This window comes from Halanaerobiales bacterium (genome assembly GCA_035270125.1).
GTDB lineage: Bacteria > Bacillota > Halanaerobiia > Halanaerobiales > DATFIM01 > DATFIM01.
Genome location: DATFIM010000050.1, coordinates 1 through 19,066, shown reverse-complemented (window position 1 = coordinate 19,066; position 19,066 = coordinate 1). Strand labels below are relative to the sequence as shown.

18 protein-coding genes are annotated in these 19,066 nt (G+C 28.7%); 7 read left to right on the top strand and 11 right to left on the bottom strand.

The features are described 5' to 3' along the window. The 11 genes from VJ881_02605 to rnpA all read right to left on the bottom strand — a co-directional run. Positions 1-552 (bottom strand): TrkA family potassium uptake protein (locus VJ881_02605; GenBank protein HKL74933.1); only part of this gene is annotated, 552 nt, incomplete at its 3' end. A 140-nt stretch (positions 553-692) separates the two neighbouring features. Then, complete coding sequence (locus VJ881_02600) at positions 693-1,553, bottom strand: ParB/RepB/Spo0J family partition protein (protein ID HKL74932.1); 861 nt, start codon at positions 1,551-1,553, stop codon at positions 693-695. Next, positions 1,546-2,307, bottom strand: coding sequence for an AAA family ATPase (locus VJ881_02595; protein ID HKL74931.1), 762 nt, complete (start codon positions 2,305-2,307; stop codon positions 1,546-1,548). The genes VJ881_02600 and VJ881_02595 overlap by 8 nt, the downstream gene beginning before the upstream one ends. A gap of 1 nt (position 2,308) precedes the next feature. Beyond that, a complete protein-coding gene (gene noc / locus VJ881_02590; protein HKL74930.1) occupies positions 2,309-3,118 on the bottom strand; it encodes a nucleoid occlusion protein in 810 nt (269 codons plus the stop codon). A 61-nt stretch (positions 3,119-3,179) separates the two neighbouring features. Continuing rightward, positions 3,180-3,908, bottom strand: a complete 729-nt coding sequence (rsmG, locus tag VJ881_02585) for a 16S rRNA (guanine(527)-N(7))-methyltransferase RsmG (protein HKL74929.1) — start codon at positions 3,906-3,908, stop codon at positions 3,180-3,182. A gap of 4 nt (positions 3,909-3,912) precedes the next feature. Continuing rightward, positions 3,913-5,796, bottom strand: a complete 1,884-nt coding sequence (mnmG, locus tag VJ881_02580; protein ID HKL74928.1) for a tRNA uridine-5-carboxymethylaminomethyl(34) synthesis enzyme MnmG — start codon at positions 5,794-5,796, stop codon at positions 3,913-3,915. A 26-nt stretch (positions 5,797-5,822) separates the two neighbouring features. Further along, positions 5,823-7,214 carry a tRNA uridine-5-carboxymethylaminomethyl(34) synthesis GTPase MnmE gene (mnmE, locus tag VJ881_02575; GenBank protein ID HKL74927.1) on the bottom strand — a complete coding sequence of 464 codons (1,392 nt, stop codon included), beginning with the start codon at positions 7,212-7,214 and terminating at the stop codon, positions 5,823-5,825. Positions 7,215-7,301: 87 nt separating this feature from the next. Further along, complete coding sequence (gene jag, locus VJ881_02570; protein HKL74926.1) at positions 7,302-7,931, bottom strand: RNA-binding cell elongation regulator Jag/EloR; 630 nt, start codon at positions 7,929-7,931, stop codon at positions 7,302-7,304. A gap of 2 nt (positions 7,932-7,933) precedes the next feature. Then, complete coding sequence (locus VJ881_02565) at positions 7,934-8,590, bottom strand: YidC/Oxa1 family membrane protein insertase (GenBank protein ID HKL74925.1); 657 nt, start codon at positions 8,588-8,590, stop codon at positions 7,934-7,936. Positions 8,591-8,605: 15 nt separating this feature from the next. After that, a complete protein-coding gene (gene yidD, locus VJ881_02560; protein HKL74924.1) occupies positions 8,606-8,818 on the bottom strand; it encodes a membrane protein insertion efficiency factor YidD in 213 nt (70 codons plus the stop codon). A gap of 12 nt (positions 8,819-8,830) precedes the next feature. After that, a complete protein-coding gene (gene rnpA, locus VJ881_02555) occupies positions 8,831-9,169 on the bottom strand; it encodes a ribonuclease P protein component (protein ID HKL74923.1) in 339 nt (112 codons plus the stop codon). Positions 9,170-9,706: 537 nt separating this feature from the next. Here rnpA and dnaA point away from each other — a divergent pair. The 7 genes from dnaA to gyrA all read left to right on the top strand — a co-directional run bounded on the left by dnaA (position 9,707) and on the right by gyrA (position 18,600). After that, on the top strand, positions 9,707-11,107 hold the full coding sequence (dnaA, locus tag VJ881_02550) for a chromosomal replication initiator protein DnaA (GenBank protein HKL74922.1): 1,401 nt from the start codon (positions 9,707-9,709) through the stop codon (positions 11,105-11,107). A gap of 270 nt (positions 11,108-11,377) precedes the next feature. Further along, on the top strand, positions 11,378-12,487 hold the full coding sequence (gene dnaN, locus VJ881_02545) for a DNA polymerase III subunit beta (GenBank protein HKL74921.1): 1,110 nt from the start codon (positions 11,378-11,380) through the stop codon (positions 12,485-12,487). 24 nt (positions 12,488-12,511) lie between these two features. Beyond that, on the top strand, positions 12,512-12,730 hold the full coding sequence (gene yaaA, locus VJ881_02540; protein ID HKL74920.1) for a S4 domain-containing protein YaaA: 219 nt from the start codon (positions 12,512-12,514) through the stop codon (positions 12,728-12,730). A gap of 5 nt (positions 12,731-12,735) precedes the next feature. Further along, positions 12,736-13,851 carry a DNA replication/repair protein RecF gene (gene recF / locus VJ881_02535; protein HKL74919.1) on the top strand — a complete coding sequence of 372 codons (1,116 nt, stop codon included), beginning with the start codon at positions 12,736-12,738 and terminating at the stop codon, positions 13,849-13,851. Between the two features lie 8 nt (positions 13,852-13,859). After that, complete coding sequence (locus tag VJ881_02530; protein ID HKL74918.1) at positions 13,860-14,123, top strand: extracellular matrix/biofilm biosynthesis regulator RemA family protein; 264 nt, start codon at positions 13,860-13,862, stop codon at positions 14,121-14,123. A gap of 1 nt (position 14,124) precedes the next feature. Continuing rightward, positions 14,125-16,044 (top strand): DNA topoisomerase (ATP-hydrolyzing) subunit B, encoded by a 1,920-nt coding sequence (gyrB, locus tag VJ881_02525; GenBank protein ID HKL74917.1) that lies wholly within the window; start codon positions 14,125-14,127, stop codon positions 16,042-16,044. A 39-nt stretch (positions 16,045-16,083) separates the two neighbouring features. Next, entirely contained in the window at positions 16,084-18,600 is a 2,517-nt protein-coding gene (gene gyrA, locus VJ881_02520; GenBank protein HKL74916.1) for a DNA gyrase subunit A, read from the top strand. Positions 18,601-19,066: the final 466 nt, after the last annotated feature.

Below are 19,066 nucleotides of genomic sequence, written 5' to 3'. Positions count from 1 at the left end.
TTTATCACCTCTTAAAATAGTCACCAGGACTGATTCTAAAGGTAAATTAATTTCATTAAGTTTTTTGTTGATAACAGGAGAATTATCATTTACAATTAATCTTATCATTTTTAATTCATCCTGATCTTTTGCTAAAATCCCTTTCAAATCCTGAACAGCAACTTCTTGATCCACGAGTGCTGATAAAATCGAAGCACTACTTACTGCAACATTAACTCCTAACCAATCAAATAATTTTTCGTTTCCAGGAGTATTTACAGTTGTAAAGGTTTGAGGAACTTCAAATTGTCTTTCAGCTAATTGACAAATCACTAAATTATTTTGATCATTTTTAGTTACCGCCAACAAAACATCCGCTTCCTCTATTTTAGCTTTTTCAAGAACTTCTTTTTCAGATCCATCTCCACAAATTACACTTATATTATATTTATCACTAATCATATTGCATTTTTCTTCTTTTTGTTCAACTAAAATTATTTCATGACCTTTTTTTGATAAATCATTGATTAAATAGCGACCAACTTTGCCTCCACCAACTATAATAATCCTCATTTTGTTTTTACACCCCTATTAAATTACAATAGTTTAAAGAAAAAACCATACTTACTTTTTTATATATTCGATATAATAGTCTTTTTCCCTTTTCCTCATTTAAATGTTTCACGTGAAACAACCACATTAGTCCATTTTTATTATTGTATTTTTTCGATTAATTTCTCCATATCCTTATAATCATCACACTCAATAGTGATAACTTTTTTCTTTTTTCTTTTTGCTATTTTTATTTTAGTTCCTAGAGTTTTACTTAATAATTCTCTGGCTTTTTCCCACTTTTCATCCAATTTTTCTTTAGTTTTGGAGCTGTTTTTTTTCTTTTTTTCTTTGCTTTTCTTTATTTTGCTGATATATTCTTCTGTTTTACGAACTGAAAAGTCTTTTTCAATTAACATGTCAGCTACTTCAATTTGTTTTTTTTCTTCTTTTAAAGAAAGTAATGCACGGGCATGGCCCATAGAAATTGTTCCACGTGAAACATATACCTGAATTTTAGGAGGTAAATTTAGCAATCTTAAAGTATTAGCCACAGAGGAACGACTTTTTCCTACTTTTTCGGCAATCTCATTTTGTTTCATATCAAAATTATCAATCATTTTATTATAAGCCTGGGCTTCCTCCATTGGGTTTAAATCTTCTCTTTGTAAATTTTCAACCAAAGCAATTTCCATCATTTGTTTATCACTATAATCTTTGACTATAGCAGGAATTTTTTTAGTAGAAATTGATTTAAAAGCCCTCCATCTTCTCTCACCGCTGACTATTTGATATAAATCTGCTTTAACCTGTCTAACAGTGATTGGCTGAATAATCCCATTTTCTTTTATAGATTGGCTAAGTTCATTAAGGGAGTCTGTATCAAATTTTTTACGAGGTTGAAAGGGGTTAGGCTCTATTTTTTTTACATCAATTTTAGTTATTTTTTGATCAGCACCTTGTTCTTTATTATTATCAGCAATTAAGGCGCTCAAACCTTTTCCTAGTCTTTTTTTAGACATTATTATTCACTTCCTTTGCTAATTTTCTATACATCTTAGCACCTTTAGAATTAGATGCATATTCAATAACAGGCTGACCAAAACTTGGAGCTTCACTTAATCTTACATTTCTAGGAATAACTGTTTTATAAACTTTATTATCAAAAAAGTTTTTAACTTCATCACTCACCTGTTTAGAAAGATTAGTTCTAGCATCATACATAGTAAGAACTACACCTTCAATTTTAAGTTCTTGATTTAAATTGTTCTGAACTAATTTAATAGTTTCTATTAATTGACCTAAACCTTCAAGGGCATAATATTCACATTGAATAGGTACAATAATGCTATCAGCTGCACTCAAAGCATTTAATGTCAATAATCCTAAAGAAGGTGGACAATCAAAAAAAATATAATCAAATTCATCTTCTTTATCTTCCAGTGCAATTTTAAGTCTTGTCTCTCTAGACATCATAGAAACAAGTTCGATTTCAGCTCCGGCTAAATCTATATTAGATGGTAAAAGAAATAGATTTTTGGTATCAGTCTCTACTATAGCTTCTTTAACATCAACTTCATCAACTAACACATTATAAATGCTTTCATCTACAGAACTTTTTTCTATTCCTAAACCACTGGTAGCATTGCCCTGGGGATCTACATCTATAATTAAAACTTTCTTATCCATTTCAGCCAGGCTGGCTCCTAAATTAACAGCGGTAGTGCTTTTTCCTACTCCACCTTTTTGATTAACAATTGCAAATTTATTGACCACCTTATTCCCTCCTTTTTCTAGGAAGTTTAATATTATACTCAATATAATCTTCGTTTTTGTTTTTATTAACCTCAACTTCAAGTCCTGCTTTTTTCATTTCATTTATAGTCTTATTTAAAGAATTAGTAAATGGCTTCAGGTTTTTAAATGCAGTTTTAATTTTGTTTTTCTTCTTTTTTTTCTTTTCTTTTAATAAATCTTCAACAATTTTTTCTGTTTCCCGAACAGTTAATTTATTATTGATAATTCTATTTAATATTTCTTTTTGTTTTTCTTTTTCATCAATTTTGAGTAAAATTCTAGTATGTCTTTCTGAAACATGGGGACTTTTTGCTTTTTTTTGGATATCTAGATCCAAATTAAGTATTCGAAGCTTATTTGCAATAGTAGACTGACTTTTGCCTATTTTTTTGGCCAATTCTCCTTGAGTTAAATCAAATTCATCTATTAATTGCTCATAAGCATGTGCTTCTTCTAAAAAATCAAGGTCTTTTCTTTGTAAATTTTCTACTAACGCTATTTCAGCTGTTTCCTGATTATCAAAATCTTTAATAATAACTGGAACCTCTTTAAGACCGGCTAATTTAGCAGCCTTTAATCTTCTTTCTCCAGCAATTAATTCATATTTTTCCCCCTGGGGCCTAATTGTTAAGGGCTGAATTATACCAAAATTATCAATTGATTCTGCTAAATCTTTTAGTGATTTTTCATCAAAATCAGTTCTTGGTTGATAAGGGTTAGCAACAATTTTATTTATATTAACTGATTTTATTTTTTTATTATTTTTATCTTGTAAAAAGGGGAATTTCATATTATAAATACCTCCATCAATTTCAACTATATAATTCTTGATTATTAAAAAATATCCTTTGTTATAAAGGTCTTTTTTTAGGAATTCCTGCTTTTCGTGGATATTTATCAGGTGTATTTTTTATTTTTTTATAAACTATTAAATATCTATCTGCCTCTAATAAAGGAACATTAATTTTTAAACTTTCTTCTAATTTTCCTCCTAATGTTTTAAAGGCTTTTTCACTATTTTTAATTTCTTTTTCATAATTAGGACCTTTATAATAAAACAAAAATGAACCTTTAGAAGCAAACGGAAGGGTATATTCACTTAAAACATTTAAAGGAGCTACTGCTCTACTCACTACTAAGTCAAATTTTTCTCTATATTTATCTTGATGACTAAAATCTTCAGCTCTTCCATGATTTATTTCTAATTTATTATAAATTTCTAACTCTATAGATAGCTTTTTTAAAAAATTAACCTTTTTTAGAGTAGAATCAATTAAAACAAACTCTTTTTCTGGAAAAAATATCTTCCAAACCATCCCAGGAAAACCAGGGCCGGTACCAATATCAATTATTTTTTGAAAATAGCTCATATCAACCTCAACTAGAGGGGCAAGTGAATCAAGAAAATGCTTTTTTATTATTTCTTTTTCGTCTGTTATATTAGTTAAATTATATTTTTTATTTTCTTTTAATAAAAAATTCATGTAATTCCATAACTTTTTTATTTTTTGAGGTGTATATGATATCTCTATTTGATCTAAACCTTTTGTTAGATAATCATTAAAATCATTGTATTTCATAAAATCACTGCTCCTGTTTTCTCTTTTCAAGATATATCATCAACACTGAAATATCAGAAGGAGATACCCCAGAAATTCTTGAAGCCTGTCCTAAAGAGTCGGGCTTTACTTTGTCTAATTTTTCTCTTGCTTCTATTCGTAAATTTTCAAGTTCACTATATTCTATATCCTCCGGTATTTTTTTATTCTCCATTTTTTTGAATTGTTCTATTTGAGATTCCTGTCTTTCTATATATCCTTTATATTTTACCTGAATTTCCACCTGTTCTTTAACTTCTTTAGGATAGTCTGGTAATTCTTTAACAAAATATTTTATATCATCAAATTTTAATTCCGGTCTTCTCAGTAATTTCTCTAAAGTAGCAGGTTGACTGAGATTTCCACTATCTAATTCTTCTAATTTTTCTCTAACTTCTGAGGTAGGAGTAACTCTATTATTTTTCAAAAACTCCAGAGCCTCATCAATTAATTTTATTTTCTTTTTATAATTATTATATCTTTCTTCAGAAACCAGCCCTGCTTCATAACCTTTAGGGGTTAAGCGCTGATCAGCATTATCCTGACGTAAAACTAATCTGTATTCTGCTCTAGAAGTCATCATTCTATAGGGTTCATTAGTTCCTTTTGTTATTAAATCATCAATTAAAACCCCAATATAAGATTCAGATCTTTTTAAAATCATTTCTTCTTTTCCTTTTAGGGTTAATCCAGCATTAATTCCTGCTACTATTCCCTGACCAGCAGCTTCTTCATAACCAGAAGTACCATTGATTTGTCCAGCCGTATAAAGACCTTTTATTTTTTTAGTTTCAAGACTTGACTTTAATTCAACAGGGTCTATACTATCATATTGAATAGCATACCCAGGTCTCATAATTTCAGCATTTTCAAGTCCTTCCATAGTTCTTATCATTTCAATTTGAACATCATAGGGTAAACCAGTAAACAATCCAGCAACATAATATTCCTCAGTGTGTTCACCTTCAGGTTCCAGGAAAATTTGATGTCTTTCTTTTTCTGGAAAACGTACAATTTTATCCTCAATTGAAGGACAATAGCGAGGTCCAACACTTTCTTCATCAGTTAATAATATACTTTTATCCTTATTTTCTCTAATTACTTCATGAGTTTTTTGATTAGTATAAGTTAACCAGCAGGGAACCTGCTCTCTCTCAAATGGTTTTGATTCAAAAGAAAAAGCAAGACCAGAATCTCCACTTTGTTTTATCATTTTGGAAAAATCTATACTATTTTTATTAACTCTTGGCGGAGTATCAGTCTCAAATCGTCTTAACTCTAAATTATGTTCTTTCAAAGACTCAGATAATTTATTAGCAGGATATTGCTGGTTAGGACCAGATTCAAAAATTGTTTTCCCAATAATAACCTTACCCTTAAGAAAAGTTCCAGTTGTCAAAATAACCTTTTTACCTGGATAAAAAATACCTGTTTTACCTATTACACCTTTAATTTCTCCATCTTCAACTACTATATCTTCTACAACTTCCTGTTTTAAATCGAGATTTTCTTCATTTTCCAGAACTCTTTTCATTCTTCTATGATATTCTTCTTTATCTGCCTGTCCTCTTAAACCATGGACTGCTGGACCTTTACTTGTATTTAACATTCTTATCTGAATCATAGTTTCATCCATATTTTTAGCCATTTCTCCACCTAAGGCATCTATTTCTCTTACAATATGTCCTTTTCCAGGCCCACCGAGAGATGGATTACAGGGCATAAAAGCAACATGATCTAAATTTACTGTTAATGTCAAAACTTTATTTCCCATTCTTGCTGGAGCAAGAGATGCTTCACATCCCGAATGTCCTGCTCCTACAACTATTACATCATATTCTTCAGGATAGACAGAATTATAATTTCCCATAAAATTCAACTCCTTAATTTGCAAATTTATTTACCAATACAAAAATCAGAAAAAATTCTATCTATAATATCTTCATCGACAGTTTCTCCTGTTATTTCCTGTAAATTATTTAAAACATCTTTTAAATCAATAGTATAAAAATCATAAGCCATATTATTATTATAAGATTCTTCAACTCTTGTAATGCTCTCTAAAGCTCTTTTTAAAGCATTTTCATGACGAACCTGAGTTATTAAGACATCACCACTATCACTAATCTCTTCTTCAAAAACCTCATTTACAATAGCATCTTTTAAATCTTTTAAACCTTCTTCATTTTTAACTGAAATCCATAATAAGGGATGATCAGAGAAAAACTCATCTATTTTAGCCTGATCTATTTTTTGGGGCAAATCAGTCTTATTTACAGCTACAATCAATGGTTTATCTTTAATAGATTTATAGATATTTATATCTTCTTCAGTAAGACCCTGACTAACATCAAGCATAAAAATTACTAAATCAGAGTTTTTTAAGGAATTATGAGTTTTTTCAACACCTATTTTTTCTATCATATCTTCTGTTTTTCTGATACCAGCAGTATCGATTATTTTTAAAGGAAGTCCTTCCACATTAATAACTTCTTCAATAACATCTCTGGTAGTTCCTGGAATATCAGTAACTATTGCTCTTTTTTCTTCTAAAAGAGTATTTAGTAAACTGGATTTACCAACATTAGGTTTACCTACAATAACTGTTTTAATACCTTCTTTATAGATTTTACCTTCTTTACTTGTTTTTAAAAGATTTTCTATGCTTTCCTTTATAAAATTTATTCTTTCTCCTAATCTATCAGAATTAAAATTTTCAATTTCATCTTCTGGAAAATCAATAGCAGCTTCAAGATGAGCTAGCATTTTCATAGTTTCATCTTTTATTTCATCAATTTTAGTTGATAATTTGCCTTTTAGATGATCTACTGCTACATCAAGTCCTTTTTCTGTCTTAGCATTTATTACTTCAATAATACTTTCTGCCTGAGCTAAATCTATTCTGCCATTAAGAAAAGCTCTTTTAGAAAATTCACCAGCTTCAGCCATTCTGGCTCCATTATCCAATATAATATTTAAAACTTTTTTTAAAGGAACCATCCCGCCATGACAGTCAATTTCAACTACATTTTCACCTGTAAAAGAATGAGGTTCTCTCATTAGAATAGCTATCACCTCATCTATTTCTTTTTCATTTTCAGGATCTACCACAAATCCATAATGAGCTGTATAGCCTTTCACACCTTTTAGTCTTTTTCCTTCTATTCCTCTAAATAATTTATGACCTATTTTTATAGCATTTTTACCACTTATTCTTATTTTCCCTACTCCAGAAGTCCCAAGTGGAGTAGCAATAGCTGCAATTGTATCTTCTTCATATAGTGACATAAAAAAACACCTCACTTAACATTAAATTAAACCCAGCAGGATCACCCCCCACTGGGTTAAAATAATTTTTCTATTTATTTTTGAAAATTAATCAGTTAATTCAATCATTACTTTTCTAAAGGGTTCTTCACCTTTACTGTATGAAGTTACCTTATCATTATCCTTTAAGGCCATATGAATTATTCTTCTTTCATGTGGGGGCATAGGCTCCAGGACAACTTTTCTTTCAGTTTTAACTGCTTTTCTAGCAAGTTTGTTAGCAAGTCTAACCAAAGTTTCCTTTCTCCTATCTCTATAACCTTCAGCATCAAGTAAAACTCTATAGTATTCTTCTGTTTCTTTATTTACAACTAAAGAAGTTAAATACTGGAGGGCATCTAAAGTCTCTCCCCTATGGCCAATTACTATTCCTAAATCATCAGATTTTAAATTATACATAACCTGTTCTTCATTTGTTTTTTCTTCCATAACCTCAATTTCAACTTCAAGTTTTGTAGAAGAAAAAACTGTTTCAATAAATTCTTTACCTATTTCTATTGGATCTTTTTTAACCTTTACATCAACGACAGCATTTTCACCACCGAAAAGACCAAAAATACCTTTAGAACCTTCTTTAATTATTTCTATTTCTGCTTCTTCTCGGTTTATATCTAATTTTTTCAAAGCCTTATTAATAGCATCAACAACAGTTTTAGCTTCCTGCCGAACGCTGTCCATTTTTAATTAGTAGCCTCCTTTACCCCACTATCTCCTGATATTAAAAATTGCTGTATTGCAGTAAATATAGTGGATGTTAACCAATATAATAATAAACCAGAAGGTAATTGAAAACCAATAAAGACAATAAATATAGGCATAATCCACATCATTGTACTTCCCTGTCCACCTGAACCACTAATTTTTTGTGTAATATAAGTCTGTCCTACCATTGCAAGACCATTAATAATTACTAAAGCTGGATCAGGTTGAGCAAGAGAACCATCAGTTAATCTACCTATCCAAAGAAAAGTTGCATCACCCATTACTCCCTGTAAACTTAAAATTGCTCTGTATAAAGGAATTAAAATTACTAACTGTAAAATCATAGGTAAACAACCAGCAGCAGGATTAACATCATTTTCCTGATACAATTTCATCATTTCTTCCTGCTGTTTTTCTTTATCATCTTCATATTTGTCCTGAATTTTCTTCATTTCAGGTTGTATATCCTGCATTGCCTTCATTGACTTAGTTTGCTTGATAGTTAAAGGTAATAAAGCAAATTTAATTATTAAAGTAAACAGGATAATAGCAAGACCATAATTGTGAACTACTCCATTTAAAAGTTCAAGAGCTTGAGCCATTAAATCAATAAAATTACCAAAAAAACTGAGCATAATTATTTTTTCCTCCTATTCTAACGGGTCATATCCACCTGGATTAAAAGGATGACATCTCAAAATTCTTTTTAAACCTATCCAGGATCCTTTAAAAAGTCCATATTTTTTTATTGCCTGTTTTGAATAAGTTGAACATGTAGGTTGAAAACGACAGGACTTAGGTGTCCAGGGAGATATAGCCTTTTGATAAAAAGTAATCAATGCTAGCAAAATTTTTTTAAACATTAAAACACCTCATTAATTTTCTTCATTAAGTCCCATGTTCTTTATAAGCTTACTACAATCAGCTTTAAGACTATGAAAATCAAGATCAACAACAGGTTTTCTGGCAATAAAAATTATATCATATCCAAAAACTATTTTTTCTTTTTTTTCAATTTCTCTAATTATTTCTCTCAATCTGCGTTTTAATTTATTTCTCCCTACAGCATTAGCAATTTTTTTGCTAATAGAAAAACCGTATCGATTATGATTTAAACCATTTTCCAATTTGTAAATAACCAGGTATCGACTTGCTTTTGATTTCCCCTTATTATAAACATTTTTAAAATCTTTATTTTTCTTTAAACTTTTCACAAAGACATTTTCCCCCTGACAAAAAAAATATATCGCTATTCATTATAAATTATATGCTATTTAAATATTAGAGTCAAGCTTATTTTAGGCATTAATTGATTATTAAGGAGTTATCCACAAATTATCTACTTTTTTTCTTGTTGATAATCTGTTAATAATCTGTTATTATATTATTGGTTGTTGTGAATTATTTTTTGTTTTTAAAATCCTTACATTATTAATAAAGGGATAAGGCTGTTAAAAACTTTTTTCACAAAATCTAATAATAAGTCAATTTTAGACAAGTTATCCACAAAAAGAAACTTTTTTATCCACAAACTGTTGATAAACTAAGGGTTAAAACTTCTTTTTGTGGATAACTTATCTCTATTATTAACATTTTTACTAAAAAAAATATATAAATTCTCTTTTATCCCATATAAACAGTTATTTTATTTTCCACATTAGCCTGTGGATTATTGCTTAATTTATCCACAGGTTGTTGATATTTTTTTACATCATTTATTTATATAAAGTAATTTTTTAGGAGGTATTTTTATGCCCTTTTCACAGGAAGAATTAGAACATATTTGGCAAGAAACTTTAAATAATATTAAGGAAAAATTAAGTGATCCAAGTTTTAAAACCTGGTTTTCAAATACTGAACCACTAAAAGTAGATGATAATAATCAATTAATTATCAAAGCTCCAAATGATTTTATCAAAGATTGGATAGAAACAAGATATATTGATTTAATTCAAGAAATTATTAATGAATTAACTGGCAATGACTGGGGAATTGTTTTATTAACTCCAGAAGAAATAGAAGAAAAAAAATTGAATAAAGAAAATGATAATGAAAATGAAGAAAAAAATAAAAAAGAACCTCAGCAGGTCAAAGAAACTGAAGAAAAAAATATACATTTGGATAATGGATTAAATCCTAAATATACATTTGATACTTTTGTAGTAGGTAATAGTAACCGTTTTGCTCATGCAGCTTCTTTAGCAGTTGCTGAAGCACCAGCTAAAGCATACAACCCTTTATTTATCTATGGTGATGTTGGATTAGGTAAAACCCACTTAATGCAGGCTATAGCTCACTTTATTCTTGAACATAATCCAAATAATAAAGTGATGTATGTTTCTTCAGAAACTTTTACAAATGAATTAATTAATGCAATTAAAGATGATAGTACTGCTGATTTTAGAAATAAATATCGTAATATCGATATTTTACTTGTAGATGATATTCAATTTTTAGCTGATAAAGAAAGAACTCAGGAAGAATTTTTCCATACCTTTAATTCTTTACATGAAGCAAATAGACAACTTATTATTTCTAGTGATAGACCTCCAAAAGAAATTCCCACCTTAGAAGAAAGACTAAGATCAAGATTTGAATGGGGATTAATAACTGATATTCAAAAACCAGATTTAGAAACAAGAATAGCAATACTTAGAAAAAAAGCTGATATGGAAGATTTAGAAATTCCAAATGAAGTTATTATTAATATAGCAAATAAAATTCAATCAAATATAAGGGAATTAGAAGGAGCTTTAATTAAAGTAATAGCATATTCCTCATTGGTAAATAAAGAAATTGACATTGAATTAGCAGAAGAAGCTTTAAAAGATTTAGTTGATAAAGACAATAATTCTCCACGAGAAGTAACTATTGATTTAATTAAAAAAGAAGTTGCAAATTACTATAAAATTGAAGTTAAAGAAATGGAATCAAAGAAAAGAACACAAAATATTGTTTTTCCAAGACAAATAGCAATGTATTTAGCAAGAAATATGACTGAATCCTCTTTACCACAAATTGGAGATGAATTTGGAGGAAGAGATCATACAACAGTAATTCATTCTCATAATAAAATAAAAGAAAAATTCGAAAATGATATTGATTTCCAGAAAACTATAAAAAAATTAAAAAGTAAAATAAAAAGAGGATAAATGGCTGTGTAAAACAAAGTTGATAACATGTGGAAAAAATGTGAATAATTTTTTGTTGTTAAGATGTTAATAACTCAATAAGACTTTTAAACACTTTATCTACAGGCATATCTTTATCATATCAAGCTTAAACCTAGTTTTTAACATATTAACAGCCCCTATTACTACTACTACTATATTAAATATAAAAAATATATAATAAATTGCACTTTTAAAATGTGGATAAAGCTTTCAACAAAAAAGATAAAAATTCTATGGAGGTGTCTTATTATGAAGTTTCAAATTGAACAAAAAGATTTATATGAAGGAATTCAGATTGTACAAAAAGCAGTTGCAAATAAACAAACAATGCCCATATTAACTGGAATATATTTAGAAGCTAAAAAAGATAAAGGATTACATTTAATTGGAACTGATTTAGAATTAGGAATAGAACATTATATTAATGCAGATATAAAAGAAGAAGGTTCAATAGTTATTCCAGCTAATTCTTTTACACAACTAGTCAGAGAATTACCAAAAGAAAAAATAAATTTTGATGTCGATTTAGATAATTATCAAATAAATCTTAGTTGTAGTAATTCTAAATTTAATCTAAAAGGATATGATCCTGATGAATATCCACAATTACCAGAAATAAATGTCCCAGAAAACTTTACTTTAGCAACAGAAGATCTTAAAAAACTAATTAGAGAAGTAGAATTTTCTACTTCAAATGATGAAACACAACCTGCTTTAACTGGTTCTTTATTTAATATAAACGAAAATGAAATTATAATGGTTTCTACAAATACTTATAGATTAGCTTATAGCAGAATGGAAACTGACTTTAATTTTGAAAAAAAAGAAGAAATAGAAATAATATTACCTTCAAAAACATTAAATGAATTAACAAGATTATTAGATGGTGAAAAAGTTGAAATATTTGTTGATTCAAATTACATAAAATTTAATTTTCAAGATATAACCATTATTTCTAGATTAATTGAAGGTAAATTTCCAAATTACAGACAGGTTATGCCTGATAAGTATAATACAAAAGTTTTTGTTGATAAAAAACCATTGCAAAATGCTGTTAAAAGAGCATCTTTAATAGCAAAAATGGATTCCAATGTATTAAACTTAAAAATTAAAGATAATAAACTAATTATAAATTCTGCTAATTCTGAACAGGGTTATGCACATGAGGAAATAAATATTGATGTTGAAGGACCGGATCAAAAAATAACAATTGATGCTGGTTATTTATTAGATGTATTAAAAATAATTGATGACGATAAAGTTACCTTAGAATTAATTGGACCATTAAATCCATTTACTTTGAAAAAAGTAGATAATGATAATTATATTTATTTAATCATGCCAGTTAGATCAGACTAAATATATTTTGAAAGGATGTTTTATATGTCAGAAAAAATAAAAATTAAAACTGAAACAATAAATTTAGATCAATTTTTAAAATGGGCAAACTTAGTAGCTACAGGTGGAGAAGCTAAATCCTTAATTCAGGAAGGAAAAGTAATGGTTAATGGAGAAATAGAATATAAGAGAGGCAAGAAATTAGCTGAAGGTGATAAAGTAAAATTGAAAAATGAAAATAAAAGTTATATAATAAGCAGGTAATATATATGTATCTTGAAAAAATTCTTCTTAAAAATTTTAGAAATTTAAATAATATCAATTTTGATTTAAATAAAAACCTTAATTTTTTTATTGGTAATAATGGTCAGGGTAAAACTAATTTTTTAGAATCAATTTATTTACTTGGAACAGCAAGATCTCATCGTACAAATATTGATAGAGAAATGGTTAATTGGAATGAAAATAATGCCCTGGTTCAAATTATGCTTAAAAAAAGAGATTATAAACTTAAAATTTCTTTGCTTCTAGAGGGAAGTAAAAAAACTATAAAAATAAATAACACACCTCTAGACAAAGTTTCTGATTTAATGGGAAATCTTAATGTTGTTTTATTTTCTCCAGAAGATTTAAAATTAGTTAAAGGCAGTCCTCAAAATAGAAGAGAATTTTTAAATATAGAAGTATCACAGGTTAATTCTTATTATCATCATTTATTAAATAAATACAATCATGTTTTAAAACAAAGAAATAATTTATTAAAAGAAATAAAAGAAAAAAGAAATAAAGAAAAAATTAATATGCTTGAAATATGGGATGAACAATTAGTTGAAATTGGAAGTAAAATTATTAGTAAGCGTTTAGCTGTCATAGATAAACTGAAAATTTTAGCTAGATTGGCCCAAAGACAAATTACTAATGGTCAAGAAAATTTAAGTATTTCTTATGAAACAAGTCTTAAAGGAAATATAAAAAATAATGAAATAAAAGATATTTTTAAAGATAATTTAAAGAAAAAAAGAAAAAAAGAAATTAAGAGAGGGTATACCCTATTTGGTCCACATAGAGCAGATTTAAAATTGGAAATTAATGATATTGATGTAAGAAGATATGCTTCTCAAGGTCAACAGAGAACTGTTGCTCTTGCTTTAAAACTTGCAGAATTAGAATTTATGAAATCTGAAACCGGGGAATACCCGGTGCTTTTACTTGATGATGTTTTTTCTGAGCTTGATAAAAAAAGAAGAAATACACTATTAAAAACAATAACTGATAAAATACAAACTTTTATAACTTCTACAGATCTTAATGATATTAGTAAATTTTCACCGGATAAAGAACAAGTATTTATTGTAAAAGAGGGAAAGATAGAAAAAGGAAGGTGATTGTTTTAATGTTTTTACATCTTGGTAAAGGACATATGTTACCAGAAAATGAAGTAGTTCTAATAGGTGATTTAGAAGCAACTACAGATTCTGATACTACTCAGGAATTTTTAGATATTTCAGAAGAAGAGGGCTTTATAGTTGATTATTCAGAAGGTGAAGCAAAATCTTTTGTGCTCACTGGAGAAACAATCTACCTCTCAATGATTTCTTCAAAAACATTGGCTAAAAGAATGAAAAGACCGATAGCTAAAAATGGTAGGGTATTTTAATATGGAATTAAAAAGTGAAGGACAATACAATGCAGAACATATACAGGTTTTAGAAGGACTAGAAGCTGTTAGAAAAAGACCAGGAATGTATATTGGATCAACTTCACAAGAAGGATTACATCATCTTGTTTATGAAGTTGTAGATAATAGTATAGACGAAGCTATGCAGGGACATTGTGATCAAATTAATGTTATTATTGAAAAAGGAAATATAGTAACTGTAGTTGATAATGGAAGAGGTATTCCTATAGATACTCATCCAAAAGTAAACAAACCGGCAGTAGAAGTGGTAATGACTACTCTTCATGCAGGTGGTAAATTTGGTGGAGAAGGATATAAAGTATCTGGTGGTTTACATGGAGTTGGAGTATCTGTTGTTAATGCCCTAACTGAATGGTTAGAAGTTGAAATTAATTGGGAAGATGGTAAATTATATAGACAAAAATATGAAAGAGGAGTACCAACAACTGAATTGAAAGCAATAGGAGAAGGCAATGAAGTTACTGGTACTAAAATATCTTTCAAACCTGATCCAGATATTTTTGAAACTCTTAATTTTAAATATAAAAATATTTCTCAAAGGTTAAAAGAACTTGCTTTTTTAAATAAAGGGCTAAAAATTGTATTTGAAGATAGAAGAGGAGAAGAACTTAAAAGAGATGAATTTCACTATGAAGGTGGGATTGTTTCTTTTGTTAATTATTTAAATAAAAATAAAAAATCACTTTATCCAAATCCTATTTTTATCGAAAATGAAGGAAAAGAAGGAAATGTAGAGATAGCTATTCAATACCATGATGGTTATAATAATAGTATTTTTGCTTTTGCTAATAATATTAATACTAAAGAAGGTGGAACTCATTTAAGTGGGTTTAAAAGTGCATTAACAAGAACTGTAAATGATTATGCACGTAAAAAAGGATTTTTAAAAGAAGATGATGATAATCTAAAAGGTAAAGATATACGTGAAGGATTAACTGCTATTATTAGTGTTAAACTAGAAGATCCGCAATTTGAAGGTCAAACTAAAACCAAACTTGGTAATAGTGAAATGAGAGGATATGTGGATTCTACTCTTTCCAGTAATTTAAAAACATATTTAGAAGAAAATCCTAAAATTGGAAAAGTAATAGTTAATAAGGCAATTAGTGCTGCAAGAGCAAGAAAGGCAGCTAGAAAAGCTAGAGATTTAACCAGAAGAAAAAGTGCTTTAACAAGTACTGCTTTACCTGGTAAATTATCTGATTGTTCTTCAAAAGATACTGAAGAAACAGAATTATATATAGTTGAGGGTGATTCTGCCGGTGGATCAGCAAAACAAGGTAGAGATAGAAAATTTCAGGCTATATTACCTTTAAAAGGAAAAATTCTTAATGTGGAAAAATCAAGATTAAATAAAATTTTAAATAATAATGAAATTAGAGCTTTAATTACAGCTATTGGTACAGGAGTTGCAGATGAATTTGATTTATCTAAAGCCCGTTATGGTAAAATAATTATTATGACTGATGCAGATGTAGATGGAGCTCATATTAGAACTCTATTATTAACTTTCTTTTATCGATATATGAGACCATTAATTGAACAGGGTTATATTTATATTGCTCAACCTCCACTTTACAAATTGAAAAAGGGGAGAAAAGAGGTATATGCCTATAATGATAAAAGTTTAAATAAACTCTTAGATGAAATGGGAAGAAAAAATATTTCTTTACAGAGATATAAGGGTTTAGGAGAAATGAATCCTGGACAACTTTGGGATACTACTATGAATCCTGAAGAAAGAGTGGTTCTTAAAGTTCAAATTGAAGATGCAATTCTTGCTGATGAAACTTTTACCACCTTAATGGGGGATAAAGTACAACCGAGAAGAGAGTTTATTCAAAATCATGCTCATGAAGTGGAAAATCTTGATATATAATAAAGCAAAATGTAATTATAAGGCAGGTGTTTAGTTTAAATGGCTAAAATCGCAGATAGAGTTAAAAATGTTGATATAGACGATGAAATGAAAAGTGCATATCTTGATTATTCAATGAGTGTTATAGTAAGTAGAGCTCTTCCTGATGTTAGAGATGGGTTAAAACCAGTTCATCGCAGAATTTTATATGCTATGCATGATTTAGGAATAACACCTAATAAATCACATAAAAAATCTGCCAGGATTGTGGGAGAAGTTCTAGGTAAATATCACCCTCATGGTGATACAGCAGTTTATAATTCTATGGTTAGAATGGCTCAGGATTTTTCTTATCGTTATCCATTAATAGATGGACATGGTAACTTTGGTTCAGTTGATGGGGATTCTGCTGCTGCTATGCGTTATACTGAGGCAAGAATGTCTAAAATGGCCACAGAAATGCTAGAAGATATAGGAAAAGGGACAATAGATTTTGATTCAAACTTTGATGATTCTTTGCAGGAACCATCAGTTTTACCTGCTAAAGTCCCTAATTTATTAGTAAATGGAAGTTCGGGGATTGCAGTTGGTATGTCAACCAGTATTCCTCCTCATAATTTAGGAGAAGTAGTTGATGGAGTAATAAAATTAATTGATAACCCGGAAGTAGAAATAGAAGAACTAATGAAATCTATTAAAGGTCCTGATTTCCCAACTGGTGGATATATAATGGGAAAAACAAGTATATATAAAGCCTATAAAACAGGTCGAGGTAAAATAAAATTAAGAGCTAAAACAAGAATAGAAGAATTTGATAATGGAACTTCGAGAATTATCATTGATGAACTACCCTATCAGGTAAATAAAGCAAGATTAATAGAAAAAATAGCTAATTTAGTAAAAAATGATAAAATAGATGGTATAAGTGATCTTAGAGATGAATCAGATAGAGATGGAATGAGAGCAGTAATTGAATTAAAAAGAAGTGCTACCCCAAAAATAGTTTTAAATAGATTATTTAAACACACCAGAATGCAGGTTACTTTCAGTATGATAATGCTTGCTTTAGTTGATGGACAGCCTGTAACTTTAAATTTAAAAGAAATTTTAGAACATTATCTAGAACATCAAAAAGATGTTATAACTAGAAGAACTAAATATGATTTAAATAAAGCAGAAGCAAGAGCTCATATTCTAGAAGGTTATAGAATTGCTTTAAGTAATATAGATGAAATAGTAGAATTTATAAAAAATGCTCCAGATGTTTCTACAGCTCGCGAAGGATTAATGACTGATTATGAATTAACAGAAAAACAGGCAAATGCCATTTTAAGAATGAGACTCCAGAGCTTAACTGGTTTAGAAAGAGATAAAATAGAAGAAGAATATAGTGATCTCAAAGAAAAAATTAAATATTACAAAAGTATTTTAAATGATGAAGATAAACTTTTAAATATCATAAAAGAAGAAATTTTAAATATCAAAGAAAAATATAATGATCAAAGAAGAACAGATATTCTAAAAGCTAAGTATGTTGATTTAGAAATGGAAGACCTTATTGAAGAAGAACAAATTGTTGTTGCTATGACCCATGATGATTATATCAAAAGGATGCCTTTAGATATTTATCGTAGTCAAAGAAGAGGTGGAAAAGGTGTAATTGGTATAAAAACTAAAGATGAAGATTTTGTAGCAGATATTTTCACTACTTCTACTCATCATTATTTCCTTTTCTTTACCAATAAGGGAAAAGTATATAGATTAAAAGGTTATCAGATTCCAGAAGCCGGAAGACAGGCAAGAGGAACACCAATTATTAATTTACTTGATCTTGATAAAGAGGAAAGAATAACTTCTGTAATACCGGTTAAAGAATTTGATGAAAAAAGAAACTTAATAATGTCTACTAAAAATGGTCTTATTAAGAAAACTCCTTTAATAGATTATAAAACAAATTACACTGGTCTAAAAGGAATTAAATTAAGAGAAGAAGATGAATTAATTGATGTTAAATTTACTGATGGAAATGGTAATGTTATAATTGCAACCCATCAAGGTAAAGCCATTCACTTTAATGAAAAAGATGTTAGATCTACTTCTAGAGCCTCTTATGGAGTAAAAGCTATAGACCTAGGAGATGAAGATTATGTAGTTGGTTTAGGAGTAGATAAAGAAGGAGAAGATTTATTAGTAATAACTGAAAGAGGTTATGGAAAGAAAACACCTCTTAAAAATTATAGATTACAGACAAGAGGTGGAAAAGGGCTTATTACTTTAAATGTAAAAGAAAAGAATGGACTTTTAGCAGGCATTAAAGTAGTAAATGATGACCATGAACTCTTAGTTATTAGTGAAAGTGGTATTATGATCAGAACTCATATTGAGGAAATATCTACAACTGGTAGAAATACTCAGGGAGTTAAAGTAATGAATTTAGATAAAGAAGATAAAGTTGTTTCCCTGGCACGCATAGAAAAAAGCGAGGAAAAAGATAGTGATGAAGAACTGGATGAAAAAAATGATGAAAAAGAAGATGAAGAAAATAAAGAAGTAGAAAATGAGAAAAATAAAAAATAAATTAAAAAATAAAGTAAAATGAATTATAATTTAAAGAGAAACCTTGTTAAAAAATAAGGTTTCTCTTTTTTTCTTTAAACTCTTGACAAAAGGTCAGACAAATGATACAGTATGAAATGTCGCTGAAAAAGAAGGGCGACAAAAAAAGATAAATTTTTCAAAAGAGCCCTTGACAGAGGCAGATAAAAATGATACAGTATAAATTGTCGCGTTAAGGAGCAGCCCTTAAAAGCCAGTAAAAAAGAGGCTAAATATAAGGGAAAATAACCTTGACAAAACAAAGATTAGATGATATGATGATTAATGTGTCAAATTATGAAGCGCCGTTTTTTACGCGCTTTTTTAAAACAAGAGAACCTTGAAAAGTGAACAGCAAGCCAACGTTAATTTCAATTAATGATTAAGAGCCAAAAGCTCAAACTCACAACTTTTATAAGGAGAGTTTGATCCTGGCTCAGGACGAACG